The sequence below is a fragment of the Micrococcus sp. NPDC078436 genome (genome assembly GCF_040702705.1).
GTDB lineage: Bacteria > Actinomycetota > Actinomycetes > Actinomycetales > Micrococcaceae > Micrococcus.
The window spans coordinates 70,012-80,181 of the sequence record NZ_JBFBLX010000013.1 but is presented as its reverse complement, the minus strand read 5'-3'; the positions used below and the strand labels follow the sequence as shown (position 1 = coordinate 80,181).

11 protein-coding genes and 1 pseudogene are annotated in these 10,170 nt (G+C 72.0%); 6 read left to right on the top strand and 6 right to left on the bottom strand.

Features of this window, described 5'->3' with window-relative positions; all coding sequences use genetic code 11:
* Window positions 1-407: 407 nt before the first annotated feature.
* The 3 genes and pseudogenes from AB0302_RS08575 to AB0302_RS08565 all read right to left on the bottom strand — a co-directional run bounded on the left by AB0302_RS08575 (window position 408) and on the right by AB0302_RS08565 (window position 2,961).
* Window positions 408-1,299, bottom strand: a pseudogene (locus tag AB0302_RS08575) (IS5 family transposase).
* 109 nt (window positions 1,300-1,408) lie between these two features.
* Window positions 1,409-2,251: a chromosome condensation regulator gene (locus AB0302_RS08570; RefSeq protein ID WP_366371363.1), complete on the bottom strand. Its 843-nt coding sequence runs from the start codon at window positions 2,249-2,251 to the stop codon at window positions 1,409-1,411.
* On the bottom strand, window positions 2,248-2,961 hold the full coding sequence (locus tag AB0302_RS08565; RefSeq protein ID WP_366371369.1) for an SUMF1/EgtB/PvdO family nonheme iron enzyme: 714 nt from the start codon (window positions 2,959-2,961) through the stop codon (window positions 2,248-2,250). Before AB0302_RS08565 ends, AB0302_RS08570 begins: the two co-directional genes overlap by 4 nt.
* Window positions 2,962-3,228: 267 nt before the next feature.
* Here AB0302_RS08565 and AB0302_RS08560 point away from each other — a divergent pair, with 267 nt between their 5' ends.
* Window positions 3,229-3,870 (top strand): biotin transporter BioY, encoded by a 642-nt coding sequence (locus AB0302_RS08560; RefSeq protein ID WP_366371361.1) that lies wholly within the window; start codon window positions 3,229-3,231, stop codon window positions 3,868-3,870.
* 37 nt (window positions 3,871-3,907) lie between these two features.
* Here the strand turns inward: AB0302_RS08560 and AB0302_RS08555 are convergent, their stop codons facing one another.
* Entirely contained in the window at window positions 3,908-4,366 is a 459-nt protein-coding gene (locus AB0302_RS08555) for a hotdog domain-containing protein (RefSeq protein WP_366371359.1), read from the bottom strand.
* A 39-nt stretch (window positions 4,367-4,405) separates the two neighbouring features.
* Here AB0302_RS08555 and AB0302_RS08550 point away from each other — a divergent pair, with 39 nt between their 5' ends.
* From AB0302_RS08550 to AB0302_RS08535, 4 genes are all read left to right on the top strand, one after another.
* Window positions 4,406-5,182 carry an ABC transporter ATP-binding protein gene (locus tag AB0302_RS08550; RefSeq protein WP_248117280.1) on the top strand — a complete coding sequence of 259 codons (777 nt, stop codon included), beginning with the start codon at window positions 4,406-4,408 and terminating at the stop codon, window positions 5,180-5,182.
* Complete coding sequence (locus tag AB0302_RS08545) at window positions 5,179-5,814, top strand: energy-coupling factor transporter transmembrane component T (protein WP_366371356.1); 636 nt, start codon at window positions 5,179-5,181, stop codon at window positions 5,812-5,814. Before AB0302_RS08550 ends, AB0302_RS08545 begins: the two co-directional genes overlap by 4 nt.
* Before the next feature lie 219 nt (window positions 5,815-6,033).
* A complete protein-coding gene (locus tag AB0302_RS08540) occupies window positions 6,034-6,417 on the top strand; it encodes a hypothetical protein (protein ID WP_366371354.1) in 384 nt (127 codons plus the stop codon).
* Window positions 6,401-7,048, top strand: coding sequence for a helix-turn-helix domain-containing protein (locus tag AB0302_RS08535; RefSeq protein WP_366371352.1), 648 nt, complete (start codon window positions 6,401-6,403; stop codon window positions 7,046-7,048). Before AB0302_RS08540 ends, AB0302_RS08535 begins: the two co-directional genes overlap by 17 nt.
* A gap of 79 nt (window positions 7,049-7,127) precedes the next feature.
* Here AB0302_RS08535 and AB0302_RS08530 read toward each other — a convergent pair whose 3' ends face one another.
* A complete protein-coding gene (locus tag AB0302_RS08530) occupies window positions 7,128-7,583 on the bottom strand; it encodes a hypothetical protein (RefSeq protein ID WP_366371350.1) in 456 nt (151 codons plus the stop codon).
* A 76-nt stretch (window positions 7,584-7,659) separates the two neighbouring features.
* The gene (locus AB0302_RS08525) at window positions 7,660-8,283 is read right to left on the bottom strand and encodes a TetR/AcrR family transcriptional regulator (protein ID WP_366371348.1); all 624 of its coding nucleotides are present in this window, start codon (window positions 8,281-8,283) and stop codon (window positions 7,660-7,662) included.
* A gap of 111 nt (window positions 8,284-8,394) precedes the next feature.
* Here AB0302_RS08525 and AB0302_RS08520 point away from each other — a divergent pair, with 111 nt between their 5' ends.
* Window positions 8,395-10,098, top strand: a complete 1,704-nt coding sequence (locus AB0302_RS08520) for a long-chain-fatty-acid--CoA ligase (protein WP_366371346.1) — start codon at window positions 8,395-8,397, stop codon at window positions 10,096-10,098.
* The last annotated feature ends 72 nt before the right edge of the window (window positions 10,099-10,170 follow it).

Here is a 10,170-nt window from a genome sequence, read left to right as displayed (position 1 = left end):
GGCCGATTGACGCCCGTCGAGTACGAGTTGATCATGGACCACACGCCCGCAGACCCGACGTGAAGACGCCTGTCACCTACACGTGCACCAGTCCCCGTTTCTGAAATCTCCGTTGCATCTCGACAGCTGTAGAGATGCGGCGAAGATTTCACACGACACGCGGCCAAGAGTTCACAAACACGCGCCACACGTTCGTGTCTGCAAAGTAGGCCCAGCTGGAGATGAGTGATGAAGGGAATCTAGGACGGGGCCGTGCGAATTCGCCTGGGTGCATAGAAGGCGCCTCCAGACTGGAGCCGCGGTACTTCCTGCGGGTCGCACGAGCGCATCCACGCCCGCTCCGAACACTCTGCATGTCTGAGAGTTGCTACTGGATCGCCATCCGCCGCGTCCGGCGGCAGGGTGTCCTAGGGCATGTCTGACAATCGTTTGGACCACGCGAGCACAGCGTTCAACACCACGGCGGCGCGGTAGACGATCGCGTACTTGTCGTACCGGGTCGCCAGGCCCCGCCATTGCTTCAGGTGCGCGTACTGGCGCTCGATCACGTTCCGGCCCTTGTAAGCGTTCGCGTCGAGGCCTACGGGTCGGCCGCCGGCTGAGCCGCGGCGTGTGCGGTGGCCCTGCTGGTCGGCCGGTTCGGGGATGACGGCTTTGATCCGGCGGGCGCGCAGGTGGGTGCGGATCGCCCGGGAGGAGTACGCCTTGTCGCCCAGGAGCGCCTCGGGGCGGGTGCGGGGCCGGCCTGCCGGCCGGGTCACGCGCAGCTGCCCCAGTAGGGGCAGCAGCATCGGGGAGTCCCCGGCTTGGCCTGGGGTGATCAGGCTGACCAGCGGCAGCCCGGTCCCGTCGACGAGCTGATGGATCTTTGTGCTCAGCCCGCCGCGAGAATGTCCGATGCCGTGATCGGCAGGCTCTTCACGCAGATTCTTGTAGTTCGATCCAGCCCCCTGTGAGGCTCCTGGTGTTCGTCGCGTGCTGATGTGCGCGGGCGATCGTGGAGTCCACCGAGACCGACCAATCGATCAGGCCTTCGGCGTCCGCGGCAGCGGTCAGCCTCGCCAGCACCGCATCCCAGGTGCCTTCTTCGGCCATGCGCCGATGCCACGTCCATACGGTCTGCCAGGGTCCGTAGACCTCGGGCAGGTCCCTCCAGGGGATCGAAGCACCGGTACCGGTAGATGATCGCCTCCACTATCGTGCGGGCATCGGCGAACGGCCGGCCCTGCCGGTACGGGTCGGGAGCATCGGGGCGATCAGTTCCCACTGGGCATCGGACAGCGTCTGGAAGCGGGACATGCCTTCCAGGGTGCCAGCTGGCCCTGGATCCATTCTCAGACACGCCCTAGAAACCCGGGCCTACTCCTCAAGCCGGACTCCGCAGCAGGACGCCTCACGTGAGCACGCATCATGACTCGTCTGCCACCGCCCAGCTGCACTGCCCATCGCCGTCGAAGCCCGCCGTAAGAATGAGCCCGTCGCTACGGAGGCCGAGCGAATGGCGTGACCCCGCGGCGATGGCCACGATCTCGCGCCAGGCCTGCGTGCGGCACTGTCCGTGGCTGTCGTCCCCGGCCGCGAGGACGCGCCCGTCCTCGGTCAGCCCGAGCACGTGATGGCTGCCGGCAGAGACGGCCGTGACGTCTCGCCAGCTGCGGGTCTCAGCAAGGCCAGCGGCGGCGTATCCGCAGGCCACCACGGTGCCGTCGTTCCTGACCCCCAGGGTGTGGAGGTAGCCGGCCGCGATGCCCACGATGTCGGTCCATCCGGCCACGTCGCTCTGGCCACGCGTGTTCAGGCCCGCCGCCACCACGGTCCCGTCTGATCGGAGCCCCACGGAGTGCCAGTCCCCGGCGGAGACAGCGATGATTTCGGACCAGCCCTCCACATCGCACGCCCCCTCGTCCCTCCGGCCTATGGCCGTCGTGGTGCCGCCGGCGCGTACACCCAGGGTGCGGCGCCAGCCGGCGGCGATGCCGACCATCTCAGTCCAGTCGGTGACCTCGCACTGCCCGTGCGTGTTCCAGCCCGCGGCGAGGACCGTACCGTCGGCACGCAACCCGACCGAGTGGGAACGGCCCGTGTTCCGCGCCGTGTGGACATTGCCGACGGCGACTGCGACCACGTTGGTCCAGGTGCTGACGGCGCACTCGTCTGCGCCCGGTGGGCCTGCGGCCAGGACGCGACCGCCGTTGACGACGGCCAGCGAGTGTCGCCGGCCGGCGACGAGGGGGACCCGCCGGAGGATCATCGGGCGATCTCTCGCAGGGGAGTCCAGCCCACCGGGAGCGGGCCGCGGATGGCGGCCCGTTCCCGGTCTGCCTCATGGGACCATCCCTGTGCCGCCCCGGAGGTCCCGGCTGGGCCGCGGGCCACACGCAGGCAGATATCCTCGAGGACGGCATCGGGGGCGCTACCGCGGCGGACGGAGGCGCGCACGCTCCAGGGCTGATCGTCCCAGCCGCCGCCGCGCAGGGTGCGGTAGTCCCCGTATCGGGCGGGGTCGGCGTAGTCCCAGCACCATTCCCAGACGTTGCCGAGCATGTCGTACAGTCCCCAGCCGTTGGGCTGCTTCCGTCCGACGGGCTGGGGGCCGTCGAGGTGGTCGAGGCTGGTCCAGGCGATGTCCATCAGCGGCCCGTAGGTGGGCGAGGTGGCGCCGGCGCGGCAGGCGTACTCCCATTCAGCCTCGGTGGGCAGTCGGTAGCCGTCGGCGGTGGGGTCCCAGGTGACCGTGCGCCCGTCCGCGCCACGCGTGTAGGCCGGCCGCAGGCTCTCGGCCGCGGAGAGCGCGTTGCAGAGGGCGATGGCGTCGAACCAGGTCAGCGGCGCGGACGGCTGCCCGGTGTCCGGGTCGTGGAGGGGGTGGACGGCGATCTCGAAGGGGTCCAGCTCGACGTCCCGTGTGGTTCCGCGGCGGGCGTCGCGAAGGGTGATTTTTCCCGAGGGTAGGGGAGTCATTGCGGGCTGGGGCATAGGGCCAGCGTGGCACATCGGTTTCCCGGCAAGTCGGGCGGCGAGAGGGAGTCACGCGGCCCGAGCTGTCAAGATCTGGGGCGCTCTTCGGCGTATGAATCAAATTGGCGAGTTTGTTAAATCTTCGTTGCATCTCGACACCTGCAGCTCAAGGATCCGGCCCGGCCCGCTACACTCTTGAACACCGTTCAGGACGCGTCTCACGCGCCCCACGGCCCCCCGTCACCCGCACCACCCTGGAGGAGCCGCCCCATGGCCACCCCTGTCTCGTCCACGGCGCACACCGCCCGGGGCACCAGCCCCGCCGTCGCCCGCCCCACCCGCGGCTCCTCCGGCGGCGGCCTCGCCCGCATCGCCGTGCTGGCCGCGCTCATGGCGGTCCTCGGCATGGTCCCGCCGATCCCGGTGGCCGGCATCCCGGCGCCGATCATCGCCCAGAACATCGCCGTCATGCTGGCCGGCGTGATCCTCGGCCCGTGGCGCGGCGCGGCAGCCATGATCCTCTTCAACGCGCTCGTGGCGCTCGGCCTGCCCCTGCTCTCGGGTGGCCGCGGCGGCCTCGGCGTCATGGTCGGCCCGACGGCCGGATTCATCTGGGGCTGGATCCCCGCGGCGTTCGTCGTCGGCCTGATCTTCTGGGCCATGACCGGCCGCGCCCGCCGCGGCATCGGCACCGGCCGCGTGGGTGTCGCGGCGTTCGTCGCCAGCCTCATCGGCACCATGGGGGCGCTCTACGCCTGCGGCGCGCTGGGCTTCATCCTCATCGCCGGCACCGAGCCGGCCGCGGCGTTCGCCATGCTCCCGGCCTTCGTCCCCGGCGACCTCGTGAAGGTCGTCGTGACCGCGCTCCTCGCCGCCGGCCTCTGGAAGGCCTACCCGCGCGCGTTCCGCTGAGCGGGCGCCGGGCGTGCCCAGCGCCCGCGGCCCCGCCTCAGCGGTTCATGCCGTACGGCAGCCGGTCCCGGTCGAGCGTGATGTCGGTGTAGCCGTGCGGCTCGGGGCGGCCCTCCTCGTCGAGAGAGACGAACACGATCCTGTCGATCGTGAGGATCACCTCGCCGGTGATGATGTTGCGGACCTTGGCGCGCATGGTCAGCGAGGTGCGCCCGAACTCCACGGCGCGCAGGCCCATCTCGATCATGTCGCCCTGCTCCGCGGAGGAGCGGAAGTTGATCTCGGAGATCAGCTTCGTCACGGAGCGCGGGTTGCCGAGCTGGATGATGGCGTAGATCGCGGCCTCCTCGTCGATCCAGCGCAGCAGCGATCCGCCGAAGAGCGTTCCGTTGGCGTTCAGGTCCTCAGGTTTGACCCACTTACGGGTGCGGTAGGTGACGTCGTCGGAGTGCGCGGCATGGTCGGCGGAGGGGGTGGCGGCGTCAGTGGTGTCCATTCGCCCACGTTAGGGCGTGGGAGGAGTCAGGAGAAGAGCATGCGGCAGATGACACGGCACTCGGCCGGCGCTCCGGAGCGCGTCCTCGCCCTGGACGGCGTCCGTGCCGAGGCGGACGGGCCCGACGGCGTCGTCACGCTCCTCGAGGACGTGACGCTCACGCTCCGCGCCCCGCGCGTCGCCGTGGTGGGGGAGAACGGATCCGGCAAGTCCACGCTGGCCCGGGCGATCGCGGGCCTGGCCGACGTCGCGGCGGGGGAGGTCACCGTGCACGGCGTGGACGCCGTCCGGGACGTGAAGGGGCTGCGGCGCACCGTGGGCATGGTGTTCGCCAATCCGGCCGCGCAGGCCATCATGCCCACCGTCCGCGAGGACGTGGAGCTCACCGTGAAGTCCCTGAGGCACGACGACGGCGCCCGCCTCGGCAGGGCCGAGGTCACCGCGCGCGTGGACGCGGCGCTGGCCGAGCACCGGCTCGCCGAGATCGCGGACCGGCCCTGCCTCGCGCTCTCGAGCGGCCAGGCGCAGCGGCTTGCGATGTGCTCCGTGATGGCGGCGTCGCCGTCGCTGGTGATCGCGGACGAGCCGACCTCCCTGCTCGACGGCCGGCACCGGCGGATCATCGCCGAGCGCCTGCTCGCGGCACGGGACTTCCAGCTGCTGCTCGTCACCCATGACCTCGAGCTGGCCCGCCGGTGCGACGAGGCCGTGTGGATCCACGACGGCCGCGTGCGTGAGGTCGGTCCGGCCGGTGACGTGATCGGCGCGTACGAGGCCTTCCTCGACGAGGCCGTGGCCACGGAGTTCGGCGCGTGATCTCGCTCTACGTCACCGGCGACTCGCCCCTGCACCGCTGCCCGGCCGGCCTCAAGGTCGCGCTGCTCGCGGTGTGGGTCCTGGCGCTCACGCTCCTGCCGCCGACCGTGTGGACGGCGGGCGCCGCCGTCGTCGGGGCCGGGCTGGCCTACACCGTGGGCTTCGGCGCGCGCCGCGGGCTGGGGATGCTCGGCCGCGATCTGCGCGGGCTCTGGATCTTCTACGCGTTCCTCTTCGCCGCGCAGTGGATCTTCGTGGACCTCCTCTCCGCCGCCCTCATGGTGACCCGCGTGCTCGGCGTGGTGCTGACGGCGCAGATCCTCACCCGCACCACGCGGATCGCGGACATGGTGGGGGTGGCCGAGGCCGCGCTGGGGCCTGTGAACCGCATCCCATGGCTCGGCCCGAAGCTCGCGCGGGCGGGGTTCCGGCCGGAGCGCGTGGGGCTGGCGATGGGCCTGGTGCTCAGCTCGATCGGTCACCTGCGCGGGTTGGCCGAGCAGGTGCGCCACGCGCAGGCCAGCCGCGGCGTGAGGATGGCCCCGTGGGCGTGGATCCTGCCGCTGCTGGTGCTCTCCCTCAAGCACGCCGACGACGTCGGGGGTGCGCTCGCGGCCCGCGGGGTGGAGTAGGGGCGCGCCAGCCTGGTCGCAACACGCCGTGTCGAACTTCGGCAGACGGCGTGTTGCGACCACTCTGGGAGGGGGTCGGCGAGTCCGGCGAGTCCGGGGAGTTCGGCGAGTCCGGCGAGTCCGGCGAGTCAGGCGTCTGGCGCGGATGGGCTCGGTGCGCCAGGCCCGATGTGTCAGCACGGCATTGACACGTGCGTTCCCGTGCTCGACGCTGAATCCATGAGCAAGTCCCTGGTCTCCTCCGCGGTCGTCGTCCTCCTGATCCTCCTCGTCACCGTGCTGACGGACGCCAGCACATGGCTCGTGGGCCTGATCTCCGGGCTGGTCTGCCTCGTCGGCGCGTGGTGTGCCCCCCTGTTCCAGTCCGGCAGTCCCTACGGTGGCACCCTCTTCGGCGGCTGGCAGTCCCGGTGGGACGGCCCGAAGGCGGTGCAGCTCCTCGTGGCGGGGGCGGCGGTCGCCGTGAGCCTCCTGCTGGACCTGTTCGACGGCGGGGTGCCCGCGATCATCGGCATCATCGCGGCGTGCCTCGTCGGTGCGCTCGTCCCGGTGCCGGGCGACGGCGCCGATGGGGCATCATCGGAGGATGTCCGACCCGCATGACCGGATCGCCGCAGCGCTGCGTGACCAGGCCGCCGCCGAGCGCCGTCTGCACGCCGCCGTCCAGGCCGCGCGGTCGGACGGGTGGAGCTGGACGCAGGTCGCCGAGGCGCTCGGCGTCACGCGTCAGGCCGCCCACCGTCGCTTCCACTCCGCGCCCGCCCTGGCCGACGACGACGTCGGCACGGGCCCCGGCCGCGGCTGCCGCACCTCCCCGGGTGACCCGTGGGCCGAGGCCCGCGCCACCGCGATGGGGGCCGTGGCCGCGTGGCTGCGCGGCGACGTCGCGGCCGTCCACGCGCACATGACCAGCACCGCGCGCGCGGGCCTGCCGCAGTCCGCGCTGCGCCGGGTCATGCTCGAGGTGGAGGACCTCGCCGGCCCCCTGGGGGACGCGCAGGTCACGGGCGTGCACGACCTCGCGGGCGAGCTGCTGAGTGCGGCCGGGTCGCTGGACGACGCATCGGCACCCGGCGGCGAGGTCCGCGCGGGGCGGCGCCGGGCTGCCGTCGTGCGCGGTGTGGTGTCCGGGGAGGACACGGACCCCGTGGTGCACGTGCTCATCGGTCCGAGGGGCCGCGTGTCCGGACTGAGCGTCCGGATCTCCGACGAGCTCGAGCAGTGGCCCCTGTGATGCACTGGCAGCAGAGGCAGGCGCACCTCGCTGAGCATCGACGCCGCCGTCCGGGAGGGCGCGGAACGGGGTGAGCCGGTCAGGCGCCCCGCGCGAACGCCAGCGCCTCCTCCACAATCCCGACGACGACGGCCAGCTCCACCTCGTCCCGCGGCCCGTAGACCATGAACTCCGTGCCGTGGCCGGCGTACTGATGCGGCTCCGCCCAGCCGAGCTCCACGAGCCGCCTTCCGCGCTCGGCCGGAAGCACGAGGTGCACGGAGGTGTCGGCCACGCCGTGCAGGTGCACCGGCTCGAGGCGACGGCCGGGGGCGAGGTTCGTCTCGGGTGCCAGCTCCACGTCGATGTCGGCGAGGAACACCCCGCGCGACGACGCCGGCGAGACCTGGCTGTGACCCTCGACCACGCCGTCGAGCGCGAACACGCGGGCCGTCAGCTCACCCCACAGTGCCGGCGAGGCCCGCTGGTCGAGCTGGCGGTGGGGTCCGTCGTCGGAGGTGGTGGGGCGGACGCCGGGCCGCGGGGTGCTGATCATGCGGTCAGGCTACGCGGCCGCTCGGGCGCTCCTCAGCCCGGAGGCCGCTCCGCACACGCAGCGGGAGGCACCCGCCTCAGCGTGCGTCCTGATCCCGGGCGGCGTCGACGACGACGCGCACGGCCGGCATCGCGGCGTCGGCGGACGCCCCCTCCAGTGTGCCGCCGAGCCGTTCCCACACCCGTTCGGCCGCGGGGACCACCACGAACAGCGTGACCTGCCGGACCACTGTGGTGAACACCGAGGCGCGCAGCCCGCGGCGAGGGTCCAGGCCGCGGTCGATCAGCTGGCGCGTCTGCTCCACGGAGAGGTCCACCAGCCGGTCCAGGAGGCTCTCGCCCGAGGCGCGCGGCGCCGTGAGGGCCTGCGCCAGGTAGCCGCCGATGAGGGGGCGTTCACGGAGCAGCTCCTGGAACGCCGCGTCGCGGGCCGCGGAGATCTCGAGCGGCGTGCCCTCCAGGGGGACCGCCTCGAGGGTCGCGCGGACGAGGTCGATGATGTCGTCGTCCACCGCGCGGGTCAGGCCGTCCTTGCTGCCGAAGTGGTGCCGGACAAGCCCGGGCGCCACGCCCGCGTTCTTGCCGACGTCCCGGACGCTCGTCGCGTGCTCGCCCCGCTCCGCGTACAGCTCGAGGGCGCTCAGGCGGAGGCGGGCGGCGGAGGAGAGGTCCTCGCGGGTGAGGGGTCTGGCCGTGTTCACCGCGCAAGGCTAGCGGATCGAGGAGGGTGTTGTGCGATCGTGCAATGAATGATTCACTGATGACAGAACGTGTGACGACGAGCACACACGCCACGGATCGTGAGGATCACCATGAACGCCACTCCCGCCACCTCACCCGTCATGGGAACCGCCTCCACCATGGGCGACGACGAGCAGCTGACGACGACGCGCCTCATCCGGGACGCGGCCCGCACCTACCGGGACCAGGAGATCGTCCACCGGACCCTCGCCGGCGAGTGGAAGGTCACAGACTATGCGACCTCCTGGGGCCGGACGCAGCGCGTGGCCGCCGGCCTCGCGGCGCAGGGCATCGGCCCGGGCGACCGCGTCGGCCTGCTCCTCTGGAACGACCTGCGGCACTTCGAGTGCTACTTCGCCGTGCCGTTGACGGGCGCCACCATGGTCCAGCTCAACCTCCGCCTCGCCCCGCAGGACCTGGCCTACGTCATCCGGCACAGCGGCGCCCGCACGCTGATCGTGGACGCCACGCTCCTGCCGCTGGCCGAGGGGCTGGCCCCGCACCTGCCGGAGGGCACCCGGTGGATCGTGGCCTCGGACGGCGATCTCCCTGAGGCCTGGGCCGGCCGGGCGGACGCGGTCTCGTACGAGGACCTGGTGGCCGGGCACGAGCCGATCGAGGACGCCCCGGACATGGACGAGCGGTCCGCCTCCGGCGCGTGCTACACCACGGGGACCACCGGTCGGCCCAAGGGCGTGTACTACTCGCACCGGTCCACGTGGCTGCACTCCTTTGCGGTGGCCGCGAGCACCGGCATGACCATGGACGACACCGTCATGCTCCTGACCCCCATGTTCCACGCCCAGTGCTGGGGCCTGCCCTACGCGGCTGTGGCGGTCGGCGCCCGCATCGTGCTGCCGGGCCGCTTCACGCTGCAGGACACCCCCCTGCTGACGGACGCGCTGGTGGAGCACGGCGTCACCCTGGCTCCGGCCGCTCCGGCCATCCTGCTGCCGATGCTCCATCACCTCGAGCAGATGGCGCAGACGCCGCACCTGCCCGGCCTCCGGTTCCTCTGCGGCGCCTCGGAGCCCCCCGTGGCCCTGATGCAGGGCTTCGACCGCCTCATGGGGGCCGAGATCATCCACGCCTACGGGGCCACGGAGACCTCGCCCATCGTGTCGGTGAACCGCCTGCGCCCGGCCCTCAAGGCGGGTCTGACCGAGGACGAGCAGTGGGACCTGAAGCGGTACCAGGGCCTCGTCGTCACCGGCGTCGACGTCAAGATCGTGGACCCCCTGGGCCAGCCGCTGCCGCCCGGCGAGCAGAACGTCGGTGAGATCCGGGTCCGCGGTCCGTGGGTCACCAGCTCCTACGGGGACGATCCCGAGGCCACGGAGAAGGGCTTCGACGACGAGGGCTACTGGCGCTCCGGCGATGTCGGCTACCTCTCCGAGGACGGCTACCTGAAGGTCTCCGACCGGATGAAGGACGTCATCAAGTCCGGCGGCGAGTGGATCGCCACCATCGACCTGGAGAACCACATGCTCACGGTCCCCGGTGTGTCCGAGGCCGCCGTCGTCGGTGTCCCCCACCCCAAGTGGCAGGAGCGCCCCCTCGCCCTCGCGGTGCGCGCCCCCGGCGCCGACGTCACCGAGGAGCAGGTCAAGGACGCCCTCCGCGCCCGCTTCGCCTCCTGGCAGGTGCCCGACCGCGTCCTTTTCGTGGACGAGCTGGACCGCACCTCCGTGGGCAAGCTGGACAAGAAGCGCCTCCGGCAGGCCTACGCCGACGCGCTCGCCGAGGGCGACGGCCCGTCCGCGCCGCAGGGCTGACGCGCGGCCCCGTCGAGACCGCCCCGGCCCCGCCGGCCCCGCCGGCCCCGCCGAGACCGCCCCAGACCCGCA

Excerpts from the sequence above, each read along its gene's own strand:
- AB0302_RS08560 (WP_366371361.1), top strand. The coding sequence starts at position 3,229 with ATGGCCACCCCTGTCTCGTCCACGGCGCACACCGCCCGGGGCACCAGC.
- AB0302_RS08540 (WP_366371354.1), top strand. The coding sequence starts at position 6,034 with ATGAGCAAGTCCCTGGTCTCCTCCGCGGTCGTCGTCCTCCTGATCCTC.
- AB0302_RS08570 (WP_366371363.1), bottom strand. The coding sequence starts at position 2,251 with ATGATCCTCCGGCGGGTCCCCCTCGTCGCCGGCCGGCGACACTCGCTG.
- AB0302_RS08530 (WP_366371350.1), bottom strand. The coding sequence starts at position 7,583 with ATGATCAGCACCCCGCGGCCCGGCGTCCGCCCCACCACCTCCGACGAC.
- AB0302_RS08565 (WP_366371369.1), bottom strand. The coding sequence starts at position 2,961 with ATGACTCCCCTACCCTCGGGAAAAATCACCCTTCGCGACGCCCGCCGC.
- AB0302_RS08550 (WP_248117280.1), top strand. The coding sequence starts at position 4,406 with ATGCGGCAGATGACACGGCACTCGGCCGGCGCTCCGGAGCGCGTCCTC.
- AB0302_RS08535 (WP_366371352.1), top strand. The coding sequence starts at position 6,401 with ATGTCCGACCCGCATGACCGGATCGCCGCAGCGCTGCGTGACCAGGCC.
- AB0302_RS08520 (WP_366371346.1), top strand. The coding sequence starts at position 8,395 with ATGAACGCCACTCCCGCCACCTCACCCGTCATGGGAACCGCCTCCACC.
- AB0302_RS08555 (WP_366371359.1), bottom strand. The coding sequence starts at position 4,366 with ATGGACACCACTGACGCCGCCACCCCCTCCGCCGACCATGCCGCGCAC.